Below are 22,982 nucleotides of genomic sequence, written 5' to 3' on the forward strand. Positions count from 1 at the left end.
TGGCAATTTAACCTCTCTAGCGGGCAGAAATTCCGCTATACAAAAGTATCAAAAAACAGACCAGTATAAATAAAAGACGCGACAGTTTACAATAAATATGGGAAACTAAAACGCCAGATCGATCGTCTAGATGATTGAGCCAACTATATTTTGAATGATTGATTAATTTTTGACTTCATTCCTCAAATTTTATCTCCCACCGACGAATGACTATCATATCAAAAAAACACTTTTCTGCAATTTTGTTGGCCGTGGGGTTGACAAGTGCGGCTGCCTGTGCTAATAACACCTCAGTCAATGCACCGATCGCCCAAGCCAACACGATCGCCCAGCGCCTCGTTTCTTCAACCGTCGCCCAAAAGCCCAGCGGGCAATTCGGTAAGCCGATCGACTGTACCCTAGGAAAAGACTGTTTTGTATTGCTGTACTTCGATCGCGATCCGAGCCCGGCTGCAGTCGATTTTGGCTGCGGGCGACAAACCTACGACGGGCACGACGGCACAGACTTCGCCATTCCCGACGCCAAAGCAATGGCAAAAGGAGTTCCAGTTATCGCCTCCGCAGCGGGCAAAGTTTTGCGAGTGCGAGATGGTGTAGTCGATCGGCGCTTGCAAAACCCGACAGACAAAGCCAACGTCTCAGGCACAGAATGCGGCAACGGCATAGTAATCGATCACGGCGCAGGCTGGGAAGCCCAATACTGCCACCTCCGCCAAAACAGCGTGGTTGTGAAGCCGGGAATGCAGGTACAAAAAGGCACCGTTTTGGGCATGGTGGGAAACTCTGGGATGGCTTCTTTCCCCCACGTACACGTCACTTTTCGCTATCAAGGCAAAGCTGTAGATCCGTTTGTCGGTGCCGATGCCAAATTAGGCTGCAACACCGCCCGCAATCCAATTTGGGACAAGCCCATCGACTATGTTTCTACAGGTTTAATTCGCGCCGGTTTTGCCAACAAAGCACCTGACGATAACGCTGTCTGGGCCGGACAATTTTCTGAGACTAAACTCCCCATAAATAGCCCTGCTTTAATATTTTGGGTGCAGGCTTACGGAGTCCTCAAGGGCGATCGCGAACAATACAAATTATTTGCACCCAACGGTGAAACCGTCATCAATGACAGCAAGGAAATTCCCGCCCCCAGCCGCACTTGGTTGCGTTATGCCGGCAAAAAAAACAGTACAAATTCTCCTCTGACTCCGGGAGTGTGGCGGGCAGAATATCGGTTGACGCGGGGCGATCGAGTTTTAACAGAAGTTAAGCGAGAAGTTGAATTGCGATAATCTTATTTATTCCTTCGCAACCTATCAATTCAAGCAGTCAGAAACCGGGTTTTTTCCGACAATCATGTATCTCAGCCTTGAATTAAGTAAAAACCCGGTTTCTTGGGTGTGGACGTGCAGATACTGTTAAAATAATCACAATATTTGGAAATAGTAGAAAAACCTCCGACGGCGAAGGGAATTCGCTCCTTGTCAAACGAAGTCCGCGCAGGCGGACTGAAGAAGAACGATAATTTTCGGCGCCGTGTCTTGTTCGGATTTTGATAACGATCAAGGCAAATTTTCCCAAGCTTGAGCTACAATTTCGCTCAACCAGAGCCTTTGAGCCAAATCGAGCAGGTTGTCGTCAGCGAGCAGCTCAGCCTTTAATTCGTCTAAAGACTGAGAACGCGATCGAGCTATTTGAATCACACCCGCGATCGCCGATGCCACCAATTCTTCATTCAGCGGCTGCTGTCGCAAAGCAATCATTTCTTGAGGATTCGTAGGAATGGGATAATTCATAAGAGTGCATATCAAAAAAAGTAAATACTGACCCGCAGCGGGTCAACTAAGAGCTAGGGCGATCGAGAAACTAAAAATCTTAAAACATTGTAAACTTATTTAAAACTAAATAAGTATTCGGGAGTATAGCCTACTTTGCTCCCTTGTCAACTCCCCCATCTTTATTAATTTATTCAGAATTGAACTCCCAATCATGCAAGAAATTCTTTATCTAGAAGTCCCCACACCCGATACAGCAGCAGTCTGTACCTGGCTGCAGCACGAATTCGACCCCGAAATCGGAGAAAAAATTATTACTCCTGACGGTTTTCGCCTGCTTTCCAACACAACAGCAGCGGAGTCGGTAAAATCTGGAACTCAAAATGCTAATCCAAAACCGACCCTCGCTGATACCAATTCAGAAAACCACAATTGGCGAACAGAACTTTCCACCTTTGTCTGGTCAGTACAGCGCACAACTTATTTAAAAGTCTTTCGTCTAGAAGACGCGCCGCCTGGAGAAAAAAAGTTCCTGGAATCTCTAAATCTGGCTGTCAGAAACAAGTTTCCCGATCGCTACCCAGAACCCCCCACCATAGACCTCTCCAAACAGTCAATTTTTGACGCTCTTGCCCCCTATTACCCTCTCACCGTCAAATACTTCCAAAAAATGCCCAACGGCGAATACGACCTGCAGCGCGTTTACTGGTGGGAGCAGCGCTGGCGCGAAAACACTCGCAATCCTCAAAAGCCAAAGCAAGTAGTGTTTTTGAAGGAAGAAGGAAGAGGGGAGAAGGAAGAAGGAAGAGGGAAGAAGGAAGAAGGAATAGGGAAGAAGGAAGAAGGAATAGGGAAGAAGGGAGAAGGCACTGTTTCGGTGTCAGATGCTGGCGATACTGTTTACGATTTAATTTATATCGGCGGAGCATTAGGAGTGATTCACGCCGCCGTCATGGCGAGATTGGGCTACCGAGTGCTGCTGCTGGAACGAATGCCTTTCGGGAAGATGAATCGCGAGTGGAATATTTCGCGGGACGAAATGCAAAGCTTAGTTGATTTAGGTTTATTTACTGCAGCCGAAATCGAAACTTTGATTGCGCGAGAATACAAAGATGGCTACTGCAAATTTTTTGATGCTAACAATCCGCCCGTTGCTAAAGCGGCAATTCTGCACACGCCGAAGGTGCTGAATATAGCTTTGGACAGCGACAAACTGGTGTATTTGGCGGGAGTTAAACTCACAGAAGCGGGCGGGGAAATCTGGGACGAAACTGAGTTTATCAGAGCCGATATTGAAGCGGAAAAAGTTATAGTTCAAAGCTGCCACTTGCCGACAAAAACCGATCGCACTGTCAGCGGACGTTTGCTCGTCGATGCAATGGGTTCAGCTTCTCCCATCGCTTGGCAATTGAACGAAGGACGGGCTTTTGACAGCGTTTGTCCGACGGTGGGAGGAGTCATCGACGGAGGAATGGAGCCGGGAGTTTGGGATTCCGATTACGGCGACGTTCTCTGGAGTCACGGCGATATTTCCCGCGGCCGCCAACTGATTTGGGAGTTATTTCCCGGCGCTGGAGGAGAACTCACAGTTTATCTCTTTCACTATCACCAAGTAAATGCCGAGAATCCCGGTTCTTTGCTGGAACTGTACGAGGATTTTTTCGCAATTTTGCCGGAGTACCGCCGCTGCGATGTCAATAAATTAATCTGGAAAAAAACTACTTTTGGTTATATTCCAGGCCATTTTAGCACCACCAGCAGCGATCGCGCCGTGGCTGTCGATCGCCTAATTGCGATCGGCGATGCAGCATCTTTGCAATCTCCCTTAGTATTCACCGGTTTCGGCTCTCTCATCCGCAATCTTTTTCGATTAACAGATTTATTGGATACAGCTTTAAAGCACAATTTATTAAGTGCCAAACACTTAAACCAAATTCGTGCCTACCAGAGCAATATATCAGTAACTTGGCTGTTTTCTAAAGGGATGATGGTACCGACGGGGCGCACTTTGCCACCCCAAAGAATTAATTCAATGCTCAATACCTTTTTCGGTCTTTTGGCAGAACAAGAACTCACCGTCGCGGAAACTTTTATTAAAGACAGAGCCGACTGGCTAACTTTCAATCAATTGGCAATTAAAGCAGCCAGAAAAAATCCTTCTCTCCTATTGTGGATTTTAGATTTTGTCACCTTCCGGGATATTTTGCGCTGGCTGGGGAGTTACTTAAATTTTACTCTGCTGGCTTTGGCGAGTTTCCTCTTCGGATGGCTTCCCAGTTTCGCCCGCAAAATACAGCCTTGGTTGGAGCCCCGCTATCCGGCTGTTTGGCTGCGGCTGTTGGCTACCAGCTATGCTCTCACTTACGGGATGGGAAAAGGGAAAAAAATAGTTTCGAGTTAAAGTTTGTAGTGAGGAATTCCGCACTACGAACTCGCGAAAACGGACGATCGTCCGCACTACAAACTGTTTTGTTGTGGTAATCGATCGCCCGTGATATTATCCCAAGCTGAAACCGTATTTGCTGTATTGTGGGTAATTGGTAAATCTGTGCAATCACCAATTATATCAAATCCTCTCTTCATGGGAATAATAAATTAACTGTTAACAAGTAACAAGTAACAAGTAACAATTAACAATTAACAATTAACAATTAACAATTAACAATTAACTGTCAACAGTCAACAGTTAACAGTTAACAGTCAACAGTTAACATCATGAAGAGTGCAACCGGAATTGATATTACCGCATTGAATTAACTATCGAAAACTCGGCAATTCAATTTCAGCTAGCGATCGACGTTTTTTAGCAGCCCGCAGCGGACTAGCAATCAAAGTCAGCCAGTCTGGTTGCGCGATTGCTGTAGGCGTGGCTTCACTCGATCGCCCTTCTTGAATACCAAAGGTTTCCACAGAATTCAAAATTTGAACCGCCCTGGCCAATTCTTCGCTGCCCGATTTGACAGCAGCAATTTCTGGTTCAGACTCAGTTATCGGTAATTCCGGTTCCTCCACCGCCACCTCCGACTCAGTTACAGTCTCCTGAGTCCGGTAGGTTTCGCTCTCCTGCAATTGAAGGCCGGATACTTGGGCTAACTTGTTGAGTTCCTGATTGGCCGTGGGTTCAGTGTCGATCGCCTCTTCCACAGCCGCTGCATCTGGATGCTCTTCGGGCTCTGACCAAGGTTTGACAGGAGAAGCGTTAAAGGCTGGCGGCAGCGGAACTTGAGAGTTTTTGACCGTCGCCAGCAACGATTCTAATTGCTTGTGCGCCAAATCGTCCCCACTGTCAGGCGGCTCGTAAGTCGGCGGCTTCTGCGGCATCTCCAAACTTCTTTCCAAGGCTGCTTTGAATTGCAAAGTGTGGCGCTGCTGGCGGTGCAAGCGCGATCGTAATTCTCGGCAAACATTTTCTGTGGCTACTAGCTGATGAAACTGTTCGTTGTAGCGCTGCACCGTAGACGCACATTCCCGCTCAACAATCGCTAGCCTGGTTTGGCTGCTTGCTAACTTATTCCTTAAACTCTCCACTAAAATTTCTTGACTCTGGAGGGTTTGATGGGAAACTTCCACTTTGCCAAACAGCCGCGTCAATTGTTCTTGAGTGTTTTCGAGTTCAGCAGTCTGCTTTTCTAGCAAGGCTTCGCGATGCTGCCAGTTTTTTTGGGACTCTTCGAGCGCTGTTTCTAGCTGGGCGATGCGCTGCAAAAGGTCGCGGTTGCATTCGTGCAGTGCTTGCATCAGGGTTACTGGGGTCGATCCTTTGGCCTGACGCTGTTCGGCATTACCGAGCAGATTTTTGAGGTTCTCTGAAATCGGCGGTGTTCCCGCTTCGGGAGGCTGTGTCAGAGATTGCAAATTTTTTGTTTCTGCTGTTGTGGGAATGGCATCTACGCTGAGCGCGTTGGGAAAATCTAATGTTTGCCAGTCTTCTTCTGGCTGTTGGGGAACCGCAGGAGTATTTGTGGCAGGGGGGGCGATCGGATCAAAACCCCCAGCAGCGGCCAAATTTGACTGCAATGGTTCGGCATCCGATTGAACAGCAGGGTACGGTTGATGCTGATTAGCTCGAAGATCAGCTTCTGACATAGCTTTTTATCCCAATAGTCACAGGGTCTAAAATACAGTGTATCGTTATAGATTCTCTAAAAGGAAGCCCCCGGCCATTAGTTATTGGTCAATACGGTTCAGTTTATTTGAGATTGTAGATTGTAGATTGGGGATTTGGGGATTTGGGGATTTGGGGATTTACCACTCTCTCAGTCTCCCACTTTTTCATGACGCGCGATCGGCTAAGGAATTTGCTAGTTACCAGACTGGAGCCTGGTAACTAATAGCTGGAAGCTCTGCCTCCTCTGACTTAGCTGTCTGTCGAAAAAAAGAAATATGTCAGGTGTTTAAATTATTAAAATTTCGTTCCTAAGCTTTAGCAACTGCAAAATGTTTGTCAATAATTGCTGGAACCTCTGCTGGTGCAATGCGACTGTAGCGAGTTTTATCTGGCATCACAACTATATTGGGGCCAGCTTTGCACTGTTTGAGACATCCGGTACCCTGAACTGTCACTTCTTCTTCTAAACCCCGCGCATTCAAAGCATTTTCTAAAGCTTTACAGACTGTTGCGGCACCGCGTTTTTGGCAGTCAGATTTTTGACATACTAATATTTTGGTTTGAGTTTTGGCGCGAGCTTTTACAGTTCGATCTGCTTCTGGAGGGCTGACTTCGGTTTTGCCGAGCGCGCGATCGTCTGATGTCACAATCTCACCAGGCACACCCGTAAAGCCTTGCTGGTCGGGCAATCTATCTTTGTTTCCCCCAGCCAGCGTCAGACTGCGAGCTTTCAGTTTTATTTTACCGTTTTTTAAATTAAGTTCTTGCTCGCCTACAACTTTCACTCTCAATCCAGGTGTCAAAACAGGCGCTAAAAATGACCGCAATTCCTTGCGAAGTTTCACGAGGTATTCTACTTTGCGAGCGGTACTAATCCGCAAATATTTAAGTTTGCAGCCATCTTCAATAACTAGGCTGAGGATTTCTCCCTCTAAGTTGAACTCGGAAACTTGCTTGCCAGATTTATACATTGTTATAACTCCTTGATTGACTGTTCAGTGAAAATTATCGAACTTGACAAAAAGCGTCGTTAGTGAATGTATTTATGCGTTAAATCGCATCATTATTGTTTTTACTTCTTCCCTCAGACGTCTTTCTTCTTCCTTTGAGCTTTACCCGATTTGCCAGCAGCACTCCAGCAAGTTCACCAGTTCGCGCCGTGGAGCGCTCAATTGCCTCAAAACGCTTGCGAGTTGAGCAGCTTGTTTGGCGGTGCTAATTTTTGCCCGCAAAGGCTGGTCAACTCCGCACCAGCAGGGAATTTCTAGTTCTTGCAAGCGTTGGTAAACTTGCCATCTGTCTAGCCAACTGACTTGCACGATGTCACAAACTTCTAATTCTGGATCTGCTGGGTTCATTTTTTTTGCAACAATAATGATTTGCATTAATTTTTGCTCTCGATCCACCCCCTTTTCAGGAAGCATTCAGAACGAGCATCTTTTTACAGGATAGCGCAACTGCAAATTATTCTCAATAGATTTTGAAATTTTTTTTTTACTATACAAAGTCTTCCACTATCGAGGCCGACCCTGCTTGACTGGTAAATCTAGGGTGCTACACTGAATCTATTGGCAACAAAACTGCCTATTGAGAGGAGAACACACATGGCTGAGACTCAGAGTGCATTGAGACCGTTTGGCCACATAGCTGAAAATCCAGTTCTACTGGAACATTCCGTCACAGCACCGATTTGTGAAGGGATGAACGCGCTGCTGGCCAGTTTCCAGGCTTTATACCTGCAATATCAAAAACATCATTTTGTGGTGGAAGGGGCAGAATTCTACTCCTTGCACAAATTCTTTGAAGAAAGCTACGGAGATGCTCAAGATAGCGTCCACGAGTTGGGCGAACGGTTGAACGGGTTGGGCGGCATACCGGCGGCTAGTTTTAGCAAATTAGCTGAGTTGTGCTGTTTCGAGCCGGAAGCCGACGGCGTGTATTCGTGTCGCCAAATGCTGGAACATGATTTGACTGCCGAACAAGCTATCATAGGTTTGCTGCGCCGTCAAGCAGGACAAGCAGAAAGTTTGGGCGATCGAGCTACGCGCTACCTCTACGAAAAAATCCTGCTAAAAACAGAAGAGCGAGCTTATCACATTTCCCACTTCCTCGCACCGGATACTTTGGTGCAGTTGAACTTGAACTAACAATTCTTCTTCTTCCTCTTCCTTCGCGCCCTTAGCGCCTTCGCGGTTCGTTATCTGAACCATAAAAAAAGCGAGCAGTTTTGTGACTGCCCGCTTTTTTTATACAAAGTGCTTTAACAGTTAAGGCGCTAAAGCATTGCCACGCAACAAGCTACCAATGGTTTTGGCGGTAATCTTCATTTGGATGAAAGGATTGGCTGGCACTACTGTCTTATACAAGTAGCTATCGAATGTGAGTTTCTGCACGTCGCGATCGGCACACATTTCCACAAAAGCTTCGCGAGTAGCATCGGAACGGTAGAACACGCGCTGCAAAATGTCAAGCACTTTATAAGTAATTCCGTAGGCCTTATCCCAACGCTTCAGATAAAGCTTGATTTCCTGTTCCGTAGGAATCCGCGTGCCCTGCTGAGAAATCTCCACAATCGTTTCGGCGCACATCCGGCCAGACTTCGCAGCAAAATAAATACCTTCGCCCGAAGACTTGGTAACGTAACCTGCAGCGTCGCCGACGAGAGCAACTCGGCCGACAACCCGGCGGGGACGCGGATGTTCCGGGATGGGGTGAGCTTCCACTTTAATAATCTCACCGCCCATCAGTTTTTTGGCAGCGCGGGCGCGGATGCCGGCTTGCAGTTTTTTGATGCTGGCTTGATTGACTTTCATCGTGCCGGTACCGACGGCTACGTGGTCGTATTTGGGGAACACCCAGGCGTAGAAGTCGGTGGAAACGTCGTCGCCGACGTACATTTCGGCTAAGCCTTCGTAGTAAGCCATTTTATCTTCTGGGAGGCGGATGCGCTCTTGGAAGGCGATCGCATAATTATAATCGCCTGCATCAATCGCCTTGGCTACGCGGGAGTTAGCGCCGTCAGCCCCGATTACCAAATCCACTTTCAGGGTTTTCTGAGTTCCCACAGCGGTGCCGTTGGAGTGGTCGGCGTAGTGGAGAATGTAGGGGTCGGTGTTGTTCCCAGGAATTTCTAAGGTGTGGACTGTGCCGTTAATTAGTTTGGCACCCAAGGAAGCAGCGCGATCGCGCATGAAGCCGTCGAGCACTTCCCGGCGGCACATACCGATGTATTCGTCGGCATTTTCGATATTGATGTCCACCTCTACGTTGGAGGGGGAGATCATTTTCATTTTTCTGACTTGACGGTCAATAATACTTTGCGGCAAGTCAAATTCGCTGACCATGCACAGGGGAATCGCCCCACCGCAGGGTTTTGCGTTGTCTAATTTGCGCTCGAATAAATAAGTTTCGATTCCTGCTTTTACCAATGTTTCGGCGGCGGAAGAACCGGCCGGCCCTGAGCCCACAACTGCAACCCGTAGTGTCAAAGCTTTTCTCCCCAGTTTTTTCTATAAGTATTTACTCAGTCAGATGTGATGGTATCACGGAGTTTCTTGGCTGTGGGGTAAGGACGGGAGATTTAAATGAAATGAAACAGAGCTTAACAATTGGATACGAAAATAGGCATCGCGCGAGGGATGGGGCGCGGGGAATTGTTGAGCTGTTGGTTGTAGTTTTTAGCAGGAAGGGAATATCTAACGTATGGGAAACCAATGCAAACGCCTATCTTTGATGCAGCCCTCCGACAACTAGCTGTAGCTTCTATTAGCGGATATCAGAAACACATATCACCGAGAAAAGGGTTTTCTTGTGCTCACCGAGTCCTGTACGGAGGGGAGTCTTGCTCTCAGTATATCAAGGGCGCGATCGCCAAATTGGGCTGCTTTGGGGCGATAAAAGCGTCGCGCCGTCGGTTTGCGGCTTGCAAGCGGGCAAATCAAATCTTGAAAGCCCGGTTTAGCAGTGAATCTGGCAGTGAAGCCTCCAATTTCGAGGGTAACGATGAACCAAAATCCGATCGACCAAAATCTCAGGGGGAAATTCCAGGCAGAAGCTCTCTGTGTGAAAACTGTATTGAAGGGCTAGACTATATTGAATGGCTAGATTGTGGAATCTCGGAATGTTTTTCTGGACTCGATTGTGGCGGCGCGGATTGTTCTGGACTCGATTGTGGCGGCACGGATTGTTCTGGACTCGATTGTGGCGGCGCGGATTGTGGCAGTTGTTTCTAGTTTTATTCGCCAACCGCTCTCCAAATAGGTAAATTTTTTTTACTATAATGTAGGGGAATTTTCTGAGGGTGCGATCGGCATTGTCGATCGAACTTCGTGCAATTACGTTACATTGAAGTTAAGTAAAGCTCCTATATAAAATTTCAAATTGCTATGCTAGGTAATTTTCAACAAAGTCAACTGCGGATTGAGGTTGAAGCTTCGGAAACCGCGATTCGAGACAGTTTGCTGCGTCCTGTGCAGTTGCAGCAGTGGCTGTGGCCTCAGCAGTTTTCTAAGGGTTTGCCGGAAATGATCGATCGCGAATTGACATTCACGAGTTGGATTGGCCCGGTAGCGGTGCAGCACTATGTGGACATTGCTGAGTCAAACTGTCTGCGGCTGTTATTGAGTGAGGGAATTGACGGGTTTCACGAGTGGTATTGGGGCGACGGTTGGGTGCAGTCTCGGTTGGAGGGAGTGTCGCTGCTACCGCTGAATTTGGGCCAAACCGCTAGTTTGTTGCGGCTGCGGGACTTTTTGACCAAGGGGAAGGGAAAGGGGAAGTAGAGATAGGGGAACGATTATTAGTATCAACTTAACTTCAAAGACCGACAGGGACTGAGGGTTTAAGGCTAAGTTGACACTAATGGGAAACTTTAGTATGTAGCCTTTCAAGCGAAAGATGAGGTATGCCGAGGTATGCTGCAACCCTTACAGTGTCAAGCTTTTCATGGCAAAACTGGTACCTCACCTTTTAGAGAAAGGCTATAGCTAGAGTGCTGATAATTCTTGAATTTTGTTAATAGCCTCTTGGTAATTACTTGTTTTCCCTTGGTACTTGTACAAGTCAGCGGCTTTTTGATAATCTGCGATCGCCTCTGATTTTTGCCCTAAGTCAGACTTGGCTAAACCCCGAAGGTAGTAGGCATTAGCATTATAGTAATTAAGCTCTATCACCTTACTATAATCTGCGATCGCTTCTTGCTTTTCCCCTAGACTATACTTAGTCAAACCACGATTGTAGTAGGCGTTACCATTATAGTAATTAAGCTCGATCGCCTTACTATAATCTGCGAGTGCCTCTGCTTTTTCACCTTGAGCAGACTTGGCATTACCGCGATTGTTGTAGGCAGCAGCTAGTGTGGGTTCGATGTCAATCGCCTGATTATAATCTGCGAGTGCCTCTGCTTTTTGCCCTAGGGCAGACTTGGCTAATCCCCGATTGTTGTAGGCATCAGAATCGTTAGGATTAAGCTCGATCGCCTGATTATAATCTGCAATCGCCTCTGCTTTTTGCCCGAGGGCAGACTTAGCTAAACCACGATTGTTGTAGGCATCAGCATAGCAAGAATTAAGGTGAATCGCCTGAATATAATCTGCGAGTGCTTCTTCATTTTCTCCTAAATTATACTTGGCTAAACCCCGATTGTTGTAGGCAACAGCATCTTTGGGATTGAGTTCGATCGCCTGATTATAATCTGCCAGCGCTGCTTCTTTTTTCTTTAGGTCAGACTTGGGATTACCCCGATTGAAGTAGGCATTAGCATTGTTGAAATTCAGGTCGCTCGCCTGAGTATAATCTACGAGAACTTCTTCTGTTGTCCCTAGGGAAGAGTTAGCTAAGCCCCGATTGTTGTAGGCATCAATATAGTTTGGATGAAGCTCGATCGCCTTCGTATGATCTGCGGTGGCCTCTTCTGTTTTTCCTAGGGCAGAGTTAGCTAAACCCCTAGTGTAGTAGGCATCAGCATAATGGGGGTTAAGCTCGATCGCCTGATTATAATCGGAGATCGCCTCTTCTTTTTGCTCAAGCTCATACTTGACATAACCCCGCTCGACGTAGGCAGCAGCTAATTTTGGATCGAGTTCGATCGCCTGATTATAATCTACGAGCGCCTCTGCTTTTTGCCCAAGCTCATACTTGGCACCACCCCGACAAAGGTAGGCCACAGCATATTTTGGATTCAGCTCGATCGCGTGATTATAATCTACGAGCGCCTCTGCTTTTTGCCCAAGCTCATACTTGGCATTACCTCGATTGTTGTAGGCAAGAGCTAATTTTGGATCGAGCTCGATCGCCTGATTATAATCTACGAGCGCCTCTGCTTTTTTCCCTAGAGCAGACTTAGCACTACCTCGACAAAGGTAGGCAGCAGCATATTTTGGATTCAGCTCGATCGCGTGATTATAATCTACGAGCGCCTCTGCTTTTTGCCCAAGCTCATACTTGGCAGCACCCCGACAAAGGTAGGCAGCAGCTAATTTTGGATCGAGTTCGATCGCCATATCAAAATCTGCCAGCGCCTCTTCAAGATTGCCAACCTCACACTTAATCTTACCCCGCAATAAGTAGGCATAAGCATATTTGGGATTCAGATTAACCGCATTAGAAAAAGCTGCCAGTGCCTCTGCTTTTTCCGCCAATTCAGACTTAGCTACACCCCTATAGAAGTATCCAACCGCTAATTTTGGATTCAGATAGTTCGCTTTGACAAAATCTGCCAGCGCCTCTTGTTGTGTCCCTATTTCACACTTCACATTACCCCTATTATTGTAAGCATCAGCATCGTTGGGATCGATATTAATTGCCTTAGATAAATCAGTCAGCGCCTCTTCTATTTTTCCGAGGCGAGACTTGGCTAAACCTCTATTGTTGTAACCAGCAGCTAATTTTGGATTCAAGTCGATCGCCTGATTAAAATCTGCGATTGCCTCTTCTATTTTTTCTAGGTTATACTTGGCTAAACCACGATTGTTGTAGGCATCAGCATAGTTTGGATTCAAGTTGATCGCCTGATTATAATCCGAGAGGGCCTCTTCTATTTTTCCTCGACGATACTTGGCTAAACCCTGAGTGTAGTAGGCAACAGCTAATTTTGGATTCAGGTTGTTCGCTTTAGCATAATCTGCCAGTCCCTCTTCTTTTTCCCCTAGTTCATACTTAACGTTACCCCGATTGTTGTAAGCATCAGCATCGTTGGGATCGAGATCGATTGCCTGATTATAATCTGCCAGCGCCTCTTCTATTCTTCCTAAACTAAACTTTGCTAAACCCCGATTTTTGTAAGCACCAATATCTTTGGGATTAAGCTCGATCGCCTTCGTATAATCTGCTATAGCCTCTGCTTTTTGCTCTAGGTCAGACTTGACTAAACCACGACCGACGTAGGCAATATCTAATTTTGAATCGAGGTATATCGCCTTCGTATAATCGGAGATCGCCTCTTCTTTTTTTCCTAGTTCCTGATTTACTAAAGCTCGACAGACGTAGGCAGCGGCTCGTTTTGGATCGAGGTAAATCGCGTGATCATAATCGGATAACGCCTCTTTCTTTTTCCCTAGCTGAGACTTGGTTAAACCTCTATTTAAATAGGCAGAAGCTAGTTGGGGATTCAGCTCGATCGCCTGATTATAATCGGATAGTGCCTCTTTTATTTTTCCGAGTTTATACTTGGCTAAACCCCGATTGTTGTAGGCATCAGCGAATGTAGGAGCTAGTTTGTAATAGACACCTAAACCAGCCGCCGCCCCAATTATCATCCACAAGCCTAATTTAGAATCGCCGAATTCCCTCAAAAAACCTGTGAGCCAGTCTTCTTTGTTCGCTAGTCTACGCATCTCATCGAGTTCATTCCGACGGTAGGCAATAGCATAGTTGGGATTAAAGTCTATTTTCTTATTATAATCAGCCAGATCACCCTTGAAATCTCCTTGATTTGCGCGAGCAAGTCCTTGACTGAAATAGACAGGGGAACAACCCGCCGCCCCAAACAGGGTCAAACCAGCAGCCAGAACTTGCGGAATCAAGCGATGCGGTTTTTTATTCATAGCCTTTGCAGTTAGTGAATTTTAATGAAAGTGCTTTTTTAACGGTTTAAAAAACTACGCCCAATTATATCTGAGTGTGTGAAATTATAACTCTTAGCTGACGCACCGTACAAGTTTTAGCTACTGTGCAAGAAGCCTCCCGCCTCTCCCCCTGCGGTTCAATTCCCCTACCTCGATCGCACCACCAACACCGAACAAGGAGCCTCAGCCACAACCTCAGCACTCACCGAACCTGCCAAAATTCGCTTGACACCAGTCAAACCCCGACAGCCGATCGCAATTAAGTCTGCTTTATAAATATTCGCCAAACGCAAAATCTCCTGCGCCGGTTCCCCCGAAACAATCTCTAACTCGCTCTGACAAGGCAACTTTTGCTGATAAGATTGCAGTAACTTCTCCACTTCTCGGTAAGCAATCTCCTTTCCCTGAGCGTGAGGTCGATCGACCGCCGCATCAAAATCCGACGTACCAGAACTCACAACATGAACTAGAATCACCTTTGCCCTCGGTTCTAGCTGAAATTGCCCTACAACTTGCAATACCTGAGTCGCTAACTCTGAATTGTCGATCGCCACCAAAATAGTATTCAATATAATGCACCTTATAAATCTCAGATATTAGACTTTAAACTTCGCGTTAATTATCGGCTACTTTCCACAACTTCGCGCTACCGGGCCACATCATCATCAACACAGAAACCCGGTTTCTTAACATAATTGCGTCATTTAAGCAAGATATTGGAAGAAACCGGGTTTCTTAAGCCCGAATTGCGTAAATCCCGATCGCCAGCCTCAACTCTACCATCTAAAATTCACTCTTTCCCTCATTTTCAGTCCGCAACCGCACCGAATCAGCATGAGAAGGTAAACCCTCAGCTTTGGCCAACACATCAATCGCCTTACTAACCTTCTTCAGCGCCGTCGGCGAATATTCAATCAAACTCGAATGCTTCATAAAAGTTTCCACCCCCAGCGGCGAAGCATAGCGCGCCGCCCCAGAAGTCGGCAAAGTATGATTGGGCCCCGCCAAATAATCACCCACAGCTTCCGGTGTAGATAAACCCAAGAAAATCGCCCCCGCGTGCCGAATTTGGTCTAGCAAATCCCAGGGTTCTGCCACTTGCAATTCCAAGTGTTCCGGCGCAAACTCGTTAGACAGTTCCGCCGCCGCTTTGAGAGAATCAACCACTACCACTAAACCGTAATTAACGATCGCCTTTTCCGTCAAAGTCCGGCGCGGGTGATTTGTCAACTGTCTCTCTACCTCAGCCACCACCTTTCTCGCCAGCACCGAATCCGCCGTCAGCAAAATCGCCGACGCCATCGAATCGTGTTCGGCTTGCGCCAACATATCCGCAGCTACGTGTACGGGATTCGCCGAACTATCAGCAATAATCAGCACCTCCGACGGCCCCGCCAGAGAATCGATTCCCACCGTTCCATAAACCAGTTTTTTCGCTAGCGTCACGTAAATATTTCCCGGCCCGGTGATTAAATCCACCTTGGAAATACTTTCCGTACCATAGGCCAAAGCCGCGATCGCCTGTGCCCCGCCCACTCGATAAATCTCATCAACTCCCGCTTCCTGAGCCGCTACAAGCACCGCAGGATTCATTTTCTTCTCTTGTCCGGGGGGAGTACACATCACCACTCTCGGAACTTTAGCGACCTTTGCAGGTACCGCATTCATGATTACCGAGCTAGGATAGGACGCTTGACCGCCAGGAATGTAAATTCCCGCGCGATCGACCGGTGTGTAGCGCTTGCCCAAAACAATTTCGTCATCACCAAACTGCACCCAAGACTTGGGTACGCGCTGTCGGTGAAACGCCTCTACCTGTTTGCAAGCTGTGCGGATCGCATTTAATAATTCTTTCGACACCTGTTGGTAAGCAGCATCCAATTCGGCGCCGCTCACCCGCAAATCTTCCACATTTAGAGTCATGCGATCGAATTCAGCAGTGTAGTGAAGCAGGGCCAAATCGCCTCTACGCCTTACAGCTTGCAGCACCTCCCGCACGGTGGCTTCTTTATGAACAATAAGTTCGTCATGGGTGCGATCGCAGATTCGTCGCAGTTCAGCTTGCGCCTCAACCCACTGAGTAATAATTCGCAGCATGGAGATTAGGAATGCCGTCAATAATTCAGTGACGCTCCCACACCATACCCTTCGGGTTGGTGTGGGCTTCAGAGTCCGGTTAAGGATATCTAGAACTTCATTCAAGGTACTCCAATTGTTTCCCTCTACTGCGTTTTATAGTGAGGAACACGTCCCGCCCCACTTGTCACATGAAAAGTTTTTTACTTAGACCCAGATTGTTATTCTTGGATCCAAGATATGAATATTCTACCAGAATTATTACAATTAGTGCTGGTTTTTCATTTTAACACCAATCCGAAACGGTTATGGTTTGGGGATTCCCGCCTGTATAGCTAACATTTGCTTGACAATTTGGGATTTTTGTGAATATATCCTAGAAAAGTATGCCACCACCAGTCCACAAGCTTAAACTGCCAGACTCGTGGCATTTTCACAGGCTTCAATGCAGCGCTTAAATCTCTGTCGGGATTTTGCAACACCGAGGACAAGCCACAACCTTCCTGGGAAATTGCTCGCCAGAGAACCGGGTGCGGAGGGAGAGGGGGAGAATCTAGAGGGACAGAGGGACACAGAGGAGGGGAGAGGGGGATTTTTTCCCTCTTCCTTCTTCCCTCTTCCTTCTTCCCCCTTCCTTCTTCCCCCTTCCGACGGACTTACATCCGTTACATCCCGTACATTGCTCGTTGCCGAACTTCCCTCTTCCCTCTTCACTCTTCCGACGGACTTACATCCGTTACATCCCGTACATTGCTCGTTGCCGAACTTCCCTCTTCCTTCTTCCCTTTTCCTTCTTCCTTCTTCCTTCGATTCGATGAGTGATCCAGCAAGAAGCCCAAATAACCCGTATTCTTTGTTATAGTTTAACTTGGATTTTTCCGGGAATTGGGATTTTAAGCAGAATAGATGCTATATTAGTTTTTCAAACACCAGATAGTTTTTTTTATAGAAAAACGCCAAATTATTGTATAATTGAAAATTGCGTGTCAGAAACCGTAACTTTAACTCGTGACGGTCGATCGCCCGCAACTAGCCTGTGTAACACCTGTATCATACCTTTGGGTATCGTCAGGGATAAAAAATTGGCAGTTAAATGAGTCAATAAAAAATTATTGCGTCGCCCGAAAGTACCCACAGACTCAGCTCAATCTGAGCTAGCGGTAGTGGCTGTCCGACCCGCCCAAAAACGGAAGCCCCCGACACTCGCCTGGTCGTGAGTCGTGGAGAACTCAAAATTTTAGACTTTGGTTCGAGATCTCAGGTTCACCTGCGGACTAAATCTAAAATTTTCAACCTCAAATCAACAGACTCAGCTTTTAAAAATCAAGCTTTTTGTGGCTCGCTCCCGAAAAGCTTGTCGCAAAATTCCCGTGTCTGGAGACTTTCTCCAGACGGGGATGTATCAATGAATACCTACTTCCAGCAACTGACATTATGGCAAATATTAAGTCCGCAATCAAACGAGTCAAAATCGCCGAGCGCAACCGCTTGTACAACAAGTCTTACAAGTCAGCGGTCAAAACTTTGATGAAGAAGTATTTTGTAGCCGTCGAAAAGTACGCCGCAACTCCTTCTCCTGAATTGATGCAAGAAGTTCAGCAGCGGATGTCTGAGGCATACAGCAAAATTGACAAAGCTGTCAAAAAAGGCGTACTCCACCGCAACAACGGCGATCGCAAAAAGTCCCGCTTGGCAAGAACCCTAAAGCCTCACGAAACACAAGCAGCATCCTAAGATAAGGAAGAAGGAAGAGGGAAGAAGGAAGAAGGAAGAGGGAAGAGGGAAGTTCGGCAACGAGCAATGTACGGGATGTAACGGATGTAACGGATGTAAGTCCGTCGGAAGAAGGAAGAAGGAAGAGGGAAGAGGGAAGAGGGAAGAAGGAAGAAAGAGAATTTTTCCCACTCTCCCCATCTCCCCATCTCCCACTCTCCCACTCTCCCATTCCCCCACTCTCCCACTCTCCCACTCTCCCACTCTCCCACTCTCCCCATCTCCCCTTCTCCCCATCCCCCACTCTCCCGTCAACAACTCGGATGCTCTGGTATCAAATCTAATCTGCTTCCCCCATGCAGCTCATTGACACTCACGTTCATATCAACTTTGAGACTTACAAGTCTGAATTAGAAACTATTCGACAACGCTGGCGCGAAGCTGGTGTGGTTCGGCTAGTTCATTCTTGTGTGGAACCTGCAGAGTTTGCCTCAATTCAAGCAATTGCCGATCAATTTCCAGAAGTCTCGTTTGCGGTGGGGCTTCACCCCCTAGATGCCGCCAAGTGGAAAGACGAAACTGCGAATATGATTCGCGAAAAGGCAAGTTCTGACTCTAGGGTAGTGGCGATCGGCGAAACCGGACTCGACTTTTTTAAAGCTGACGATCGCGAACACCAGTTTAAAGTGTTTGAGGCACAGCTTGAAATCGCCAGGGAACTTGACAAACCAGTCATCATCCACTGTCGCGACGCTGCCGCCCCAATGGCCGAAATGCTGCGGAACTTTTGGGAAAAACGCGGCCCGGTGCGGGGAGTGATGCACTGCTGGGGAGGTACGCCCGAAGAAACCCAGTGGTTTTTAGACTTGGGTTTCTACATCAGTTTTAGCGGCACAGTCACCTTTAAAAAAGCCTTGCAAATACAAGAATCAGCTTGTATGGTAAATAGCGATCGCATCCTAGTTGAGACAGATTGCCCTTTTCTCGCCCCCGCACCCCAGCGGGGAAAACGTAATGAACCAGCTTACGTATACTACGTAGCCGAGCAAGTTGCGAAATTGAGAGGAGTTTCTCTTTTAACTTTGTCGCGGCAGACAACCGAAAATGCCTGTCAGCTATTTGGCCTTTCACTCGCTATAGAACAAGGAAACGAGGAAAACTAATCGATTTAGAGGCAAGCCTTCGGGGTAAGGGGTAATCTCATCTATATTTTGTTTGCCCTAAAAACCGGATTCATCCTCACCCTGAGATTCCTTTGACGTTGACGGCACGCGATCGAATTTGCGTCCTATAATAATAGAACCAGCCGATCGAGCTTTGGCTGACTATCCCCGCGATCGCAGCAGTCGGCGAACTGCCAGCAATCGGGCCAGCACGCCGTCCCAACGCTAGCCAAAACTTCCAGCAAAAACTCTTTCCTTACACAGTCAAATTTACAGACAGGGAGACACTTGGAACCTCAGTAATTTGGCAATAGCTTTCGAGTCAATTTGAGGAGTCGAATGTATGGGGAGTTTACCCTGAAACAGCAAAATATCGGTTCTAAAAACATCTCAATCAAGCGTAAATCCGCACAAAACGAATGCGAGCAACCCGCACAAATAACAGTTGCAAAAGTCGGATCGCGATCCAAAATATCATATACATTCTCTCACACAATCCATCAAAAAAACACAACAAAGTAAAAACGCCAAGCCTTGGCGCAATGTAAAAAGCTAGAGCCACAGCGGAAAAAGGACACCCATGATCACTAAAGATTACACAGAATTCGCGTTCACCTTGCCCGACCTGATCGAAATCCAGCGGGCAAGTTTTCGCTGGTTCTTAGAAGCCGGACTGATCGAAGAACTCGACAGCTTCTCCCCGATCTCAGACTACACCGGCAAACTAGAACTGCACTTCATGGGCAAAGACTTCAAACTCAAGCGCCCGAAATACGACGTGGACGAAGCCAAGCGCCGGGACAGCACCTACTCGGTACAAATGTACGTACCAACCCGCCTGATCAACAAAGAAACAGGCGAAATTAAAGAACAAGAAGTCTTCATCGGCGACTTGCCATTGATGACAGAACGGGGAACCTTCATCATCAACGGCGCGGAACGAGTAATCGTCAACCAAATCGTCCGTTCCCCCGGCGTATACTACAAATCGGAAACCGACAAAAACGGCCGCCGCACCTACAACGCCAGTCTCATCCCCAACCGTGGCGCGTGGCTCAAATTCGAGACCGACAAAAACGATTTAGTCTGGGTCAGAATCGACAAAACCCGCAAACTATCGGCCCAAGTCCTCCTCAAAGCCCTAGGGCTCACAGACGGCGAAATCTACGACAGTTTGCGCCACCCCGAATACTTCCAAAAAACCATCGAAAAAGAAGGACAGTTCGGCGAAGAGGAAGCTCTAATGGAGCTCTACCGCAAACTGCGACCGGGCGAACCCCCCACCGTAGCCGGAGGAGAACAGCTCCTCAATTCCCGCTTTTTCGACCCCAAACGCTACGATTTAGGCAAAGTCGGCCGGTACAAACTCAACAAAAAACTGCGGTTGACAGTCCCCGACACGGTGCGAGTGCTGACATCCCAAGATATCTTGACGGCGATCGACTATTTGATCAACCTCGAATTCGACATCGGCTCGACGGATGACATCGACCACTTAGGAAACCGTCGCGTCCGCAGCGTCGGCGAACTGCTGCAAAACCAAGTCAGAGTAGGACTCAACCGCCTAGAACGGATCATCCGCGAACGCATGACAGTCTCCGACGCAGACTCCCTCACCCCCGCCTCCCTAGTCAACCCCAAACCCCTGGTAGCAGCAATCAAGGAATTTTTTGGTTCCTCGCAGCTATCGCAGTTCATGGATCAAACCAATCCCCTCGCAGAACTGACCCACAAACGCCGGCTTTCCGCCCTCGGCCCTGGAGGTCTGACCCGCGAACGCGCAGGTTTCGCAGTGCGGGACATTCACCCGTCCCACTACGGCCGGATTTGCCCGATCGAAACACCAGAAGGCCCCAACGCCGGACTGATCGGTTCCCTAGCAACCCACGCCCGCGTCAACCCCTACGGCTTCATCGAAACACCATTCTACCCAGTAGAAAAAGGACAGGTGCTGCGGGACAAAGCCCCCATCTACATGACAGCCGATGAAGAAGACGACTTGCGCGTCGCCCCCGGAGACATCAGCCTCGACGAAAACAACAACCTCTTGGGCGAAACCGTAGCCGTCCGCTACCGCCAAGAATTCACCACCACCACCCCGATGCAGGTGGACTACATGGCGATTTCACCCGTACAAATCGTCTCCGTCGCCACCTCCCTGATCCCGTTCTTGGAACACGACGACGCCAACCGCGCTCTGATGGGGTCGAATATGCAGCGGCAAGCCGTGCCGCTGCTCAAACCCGAACGCCCCCTCGTCGGTACAGGTCTCGAAGCTCAGGCCGCGCGAGATTCCGGGATGGTGGTAGTTTCCCGGATTGACGGCGAAGTCATTTACATCGATGCGACCCGGATTATTGTCAAGCCCCTGGCACCAGATGCCGAGTCTAATTCCAGCGAAGAACATTTCCTGATTCGTGAGTACGACGAACTCAAAGTCAGACAGCCTTCGGTTTGGAAGCAAAAATACGCCGGCTGCATCGAACACGAACTGCAAAAATACCAGCGATCGAACCAAGATACCTGCTTGAACCAGCGCCCCCTAATCTATGAGGGCGATCGTGTCGTAGCAGGTCAAGTCCTCGCCGACGGTTCCTCCACCGAAGGCGCAGAACTCGCCCTCGGTCACAACATCCTCGTAGCCTATATGCCTTGGGAAGGATACAACTACGAAGACGCAATGCTTATCAGCGAGCGATTGGTGTACGAAGACGTATACACCAGCATCCACATCGAGAAATACGAAATCGAAGCCCGCCAAACCAAACTAGGCCCCGAAGAAATCACCCGCGAAATTCCCAACGTCGGCGAAGACGCCCTGCGCCAGCTAGACGAAGGAGGCATCATCCGCAAAGGCGCTTGGGTAGAATCTGGCGATATCTTAGTCGGCAAAGTCACCCCCAAAGGCGAATCCGACCAACCCCCCGAAGAAAAACTGCTCAGAGCAATCTTCGGTGAAAAAGCTCGCGACGTGCGCGACAACTCGCTGCGCGTTCCCAACGGAGAAAAAGGCCGCGTCGTAGATGTGCGGGTTTTTACCCGCGAACAAGGCGATGAACTGCCCCCCGGCGCTAACATGGTCGTCCGCGTCTACGTCGCCCAAAAACGAAAAATTCAAGTCGGCGACAAAATGGCCGGCCGCCACGGCAACAAAGGCATCGTATCCCGGATTCTGCCGAAGGAAGATATGCCCTACTTGCCCGATGGCACTCCGATTGACATCGTGCTCAACCCCTTGGGCGTACCGTCGCGGATGAACGTCGGTCAAATTTTCGAGTGCTTGCTAGGCTGGGCGGGCGAAAATCTGTCGATGCGGTTCAAGATGGTGCCGTTTGACGAAATGCACGGCGCTGAAAAGTCGCGGGAAACCGTTCACGGCAAGTTGGAAGAGGCGCGGGAAAAAACTGGCAAGCCTTGGGTGTTTAACGAAAAACACCCAGGCAAGACTATAGTTTATGACGGCAGAACTGGGGAAGCGTTCGATCGCCCAATCACAGTCGGCATCGCCTATATGCTCAAACTCGTCCACTTGGTAGATGACAAAATCCACGCCCGCAGCACCGGGCCTTACTCCTTGGTGACGCAGCAGCCTTTGGGCGGCAAAGCGCAGCAGGGTGGACAGCGGTTCGGGGAAATGGAAGTCTGGGCCTTGGAGGCCTTTGGCTGCGCTTACACCTTGCAGGAGTTGCTGACAGTCAAGTCGGACGATATGCAGGGCAGAAACGAGGCTTTAAACGCGATCGTCAAGGGCAAATCCATCCCGCGCCCCGGTACGCCGGAATCGTTCAAAGTGTTGATGCGGGAGTTGCAGTCTTTGTGTTTGGACATTGCCGTGCACAAAGTGAATACGAACGACGAAGGCAGCGAGCACGTTGAGGTGGATTTGATGGCGGATGCTGGCGGGCGGCGATCGCCCTCCAGGCCTACTTACGAATCGCTTTCTCGCGACGAAGACGAAGATTAGGGATTTGAGATTTTTCGATTTTAAATTTTAGATTTTTTAGTAATATTTAATCTAAAATTTAAAATCGACAATCTCGAATAAAAATGCCTCAGCAGTGTTCGTACCACTACTGAGGCGAATCAACGCTCT

17 protein-coding genes are annotated in these 22,982 nt (G+C 48.2%); 8 read left to right on the forward strand and 9 right to left on the reverse strand.

What is annotated here, in order from left to right; all coding sequences use genetic code 11:
- The first annotated feature begins 206 nt into the window (after nucleotides 1-206).
- The gene (locus QT998_RS02035) at nucleotides 207-1,283 is read left to right on the forward strand and encodes a M23 family metallopeptidase (RefSeq protein ID WP_333113301.1); all 1,077 of its coding nucleotides are present in this window, start codon (nucleotides 207-209) and stop codon (nucleotides 1,281-1,283) included.
- A 270-nt stretch (nucleotides 1,284-1,553) separates the two neighbouring features.
- On the opposite strand, the gene QT998_RS02040 is transcribed toward QT998_RS02035, so the two are convergent.
- Entirely contained in the window at nucleotides 1,554-1,787 is a 234-nt protein-coding gene (locus QT998_RS02040; RefSeq protein WP_194070816.1) for a hypothetical protein, read from the reverse strand.
- A 193-nt stretch (nucleotides 1,788-1,980) separates the two neighbouring features.
- Between QT998_RS02040 and QT998_RS02045 the strand changes: the two genes are divergently transcribed.
- Entirely contained in the window at nucleotides 1,981-4,167 is a 2,187-nt protein-coding gene (locus QT998_RS02045) for an NAD(P)/FAD-dependent oxidoreductase (RefSeq protein ID WP_333113298.1), read from the forward strand.
- Between the two features lie 356 nt (nucleotides 4,168-4,523).
- Here QT998_RS02045 and QT998_RS02050 read toward each other — a convergent pair whose 3' ends face one another.
- The 3 genes from QT998_RS02050 to QT998_RS02060 all read right to left on the reverse strand — a co-directional run bounded on the left by QT998_RS02050 (nucleotide 4,524) and on the right by QT998_RS02060 (nucleotide 7,232).
- Nucleotides 4,524-5,852 carry a hypothetical protein gene (locus QT998_RS02050; protein WP_333113294.1) on the reverse strand — a complete coding sequence of 443 codons (1,329 nt, stop codon included), beginning with the start codon at nucleotides 5,850-5,852 and terminating at the stop codon, nucleotides 4,524-4,526.
- A 330-nt stretch (nucleotides 5,853-6,182) separates the two neighbouring features.
- Nucleotides 6,183-6,845, reverse strand: a complete 663-nt coding sequence (locus tag QT998_RS02055; protein WP_333113291.1) for a (2Fe-2S) ferredoxin domain-containing protein — start codon at nucleotides 6,843-6,845, stop codon at nucleotides 6,183-6,185.
- A 141-nt stretch (nucleotides 6,846-6,986) separates the two neighbouring features.
- Entirely contained in the window at nucleotides 6,987-7,232 is a 246-nt protein-coding gene (locus QT998_RS02060) for an Asr1405/Asl0597 family protein (RefSeq protein WP_333087790.1), read from the reverse strand.
- Nucleotides 7,233-7,478: 246 nt separating this feature from the next.
- Between QT998_RS02060 and QT998_RS02065 the strand changes: the two genes are divergently transcribed.
- Nucleotides 7,479-8,021, forward strand: a complete 543-nt coding sequence (locus tag QT998_RS02065; protein ID WP_194070820.1) for a Dps family protein — start codon at nucleotides 7,479-7,481, stop codon at nucleotides 8,019-8,021.
- A gap of 120 nt (nucleotides 8,022-8,141) precedes the next feature.
- Here QT998_RS02065 and chlP read toward each other — a convergent pair whose 3' ends face one another.
- Entirely contained in the window at nucleotides 8,142-9,362 is a 1,221-nt protein-coding gene (gene chlP / locus QT998_RS02070; RefSeq protein WP_333087791.1) for a geranylgeranyl reductase, read from the reverse strand.
- Between the two features lie 225 nt (nucleotides 9,363-9,587).
- Here chlP and yidD point away from each other — a divergent pair, with 225 nt between their 5' ends.
- Nucleotides 9,588-10,106: a membrane protein insertion efficiency factor YidD gene (gene yidD / locus QT998_RS02075; RefSeq protein ID WP_333087793.1), complete on the forward strand. Its 519-nt coding sequence runs from the start codon at nucleotides 9,588-9,590 to the stop codon at nucleotides 10,104-10,106.
- 153 nt (nucleotides 10,107-10,259) lie between these two features.
- Nucleotides 10,260-10,655 carry a hypothetical protein gene (locus tag QT998_RS02080; protein WP_333087794.1) on the forward strand — a complete coding sequence of 132 codons (396 nt, stop codon included), beginning with the start codon at nucleotides 10,260-10,262 and terminating at the stop codon, nucleotides 10,653-10,655.
- A 204-nt stretch (nucleotides 10,656-10,859) separates the two neighbouring features.
- On the opposite strand, the gene QT998_RS02085 is transcribed toward QT998_RS02080, so the two are convergent.
- From QT998_RS02085 to QT998_RS02100, 4 genes are all read right to left on the reverse strand, one after another.
- On the reverse strand, nucleotides 10,860-13,916 hold the full coding sequence (locus QT998_RS02085) for a tetratricopeptide repeat protein (protein ID WP_333113289.1): 3,057 nt from the start codon (nucleotides 13,914-13,916) through the stop codon (nucleotides 10,860-10,862).
- 167 nt (nucleotides 13,917-14,083) lie between these two features.
- Nucleotides 14,084-14,509 carry a universal stress protein gene (locus QT998_RS02090; protein ID WP_333087892.1) on the reverse strand — a complete coding sequence of 142 codons (426 nt, stop codon included), beginning with the start codon at nucleotides 14,507-14,509 and terminating at the stop codon, nucleotides 14,084-14,086.
- 211 nt (nucleotides 14,510-14,720) lie between these two features.
- Entirely contained in the window at nucleotides 14,721-16,034 is a 1,314-nt protein-coding gene (gene hisD, locus QT998_RS02095) for a histidinol dehydrogenase (protein ID WP_333087798.1), read from the reverse strand.
- 387 nt (nucleotides 16,035-16,421) lie between these two features.
- Complete coding sequence (locus QT998_RS02100; RefSeq protein WP_333113287.1) at nucleotides 16,422-16,727, reverse strand: hypothetical protein; 306 nt, start codon at nucleotides 16,725-16,727, stop codon at nucleotides 16,422-16,424.
- 720 nt (nucleotides 16,728-17,447) lie between these two features.
- Here QT998_RS02100 and rpsT point away from each other — a divergent pair.
- The 3 genes from rpsT (at nucleotide 17,448) to rpoB (ending at nucleotide 22,853) form a co-directional block, all read left to right on the forward strand.
- Nucleotides 17,448-17,747, forward strand: coding sequence for a 30S ribosomal protein S20 (gene rpsT, locus QT998_RS02105; protein WP_333087802.1), 300 nt, complete (start codon nucleotides 17,448-17,450; stop codon nucleotides 17,745-17,747).
- A 335-nt stretch (nucleotides 17,748-18,082) separates the two neighbouring features.
- Nucleotides 18,083-18,889, forward strand: a complete 807-nt coding sequence (locus tag QT998_RS02110) for a TatD family hydrolase (protein ID WP_333087804.1) — start codon at nucleotides 18,083-18,085, stop codon at nucleotides 18,887-18,889.
- 580 nt (nucleotides 18,890-19,469) lie between these two features.
- A complete protein-coding gene (gene rpoB, locus QT998_RS02115; RefSeq protein ID WP_333087807.1) occupies nucleotides 19,470-22,853 on the forward strand; it encodes a DNA-directed RNA polymerase subunit beta in 3,384 nt (1,127 codons plus the stop codon).
- Nucleotides 22,854-22,982 lie beyond the last annotated feature (129 nt).

Origin of the sequence: Microcoleus sp. S1D4 (assembly GCF_036700765.1) — a bacterium.
Classification (GTDB): Bacteria; Cyanobacteriota; Cyanobacteriia; order Cyanobacteriales; family Microcoleaceae; genus Microcoleus.

What these genes read in the sequence shown, in the direction of transcription:
- QT998_RS02050 (WP_333113294.1), bottom strand. Translation starts at nt 5,852, where the DNA reads ATGTCAGAAGCTGATCTTCGAGCTAATCAGCATCAACCGTACCCTGCT.
- rpoB (WP_333087807.1), top strand. Translation starts at nt 19,470, where the DNA reads ATGATCACTAAAGATTACACAGAATTCGCGTTCACCTTGCCCGACCTG.
- QT998_RS02065 (WP_194070820.1), top strand. Translation starts at nt 7,479, where the DNA reads ATGGCTGAGACTCAGAGTGCATTGAGACCGTTTGGCCACATAGCTGAA.
- QT998_RS02040 (WP_194070816.1), bottom strand. Translation starts at nt 1,787, where the DNA reads ATGAATTATCCCATTCCTACGAATCCTCAAGAAATGATTGCTTTGCGA.
- QT998_RS02110 (WP_333087804.1), top strand. Translation starts at nt 18,083, where the DNA reads ATGCAGCTCATTGACACTCACGTTCATATCAACTTTGAGACTTACAAG.
- QT998_RS02035 (WP_333113301.1), top strand. Translation starts at nt 207, where the DNA reads ATGACTATCATATCAAAAAAACACTTTTCTGCAATTTTGTTGGCCGTG.
- yidD (WP_333087793.1), top strand. Translation starts at nt 9,588, where the DNA reads ATGCAAACGCCTATCTTTGATGCAGCCCTCCGACAACTAGCTGTAGCT.
- QT998_RS02060 (WP_333087790.1), bottom strand. Translation starts at nt 7,232, where the DNA reads ATGAACCCAGCAGATCCAGAATTAGAAGTTTGTGACATCGTGCAAGTC.
- QT998_RS02045 (WP_333113298.1), top strand. Translation starts at nt 1,981, where the DNA reads ATGCAAGAAATTCTTTATCTAGAAGTCCCCACACCCGATACAGCAGCA.
- QT998_RS02055 (WP_333113291.1), bottom strand. Translation starts at nt 6,845, where the DNA reads ATGTATAAATCTGGCAAGCAAGTTTCCGAGTTCAACTTAGAGGGAGAA.
- QT998_RS02085 (WP_333113289.1), bottom strand. Translation starts at nt 13,916, where the DNA reads ATGAATAAAAAACCGCATCGCTTGATTCCGCAAGTTCTGGCTGCTGGT.
- hisD (WP_333087798.1), bottom strand. Translation starts at nt 16,034, where the DNA reads ATGCTGCGAATTATTACTCAGTGGGTTGAGGCGCAAGCTGAACTGCGA.
- QT998_RS02080 (WP_333087794.1), top strand. Translation starts at nt 10,260, where the DNA reads ATGCTAGGTAATTTTCAACAAAGTCAACTGCGGATTGAGGTTGAAGCT.
- rpsT (WP_333087802.1), top strand. Translation starts at nt 17,448, where the DNA reads ATGGCAAATATTAAGTCCGCAATCAAACGAGTCAAAATCGCCGAGCGC.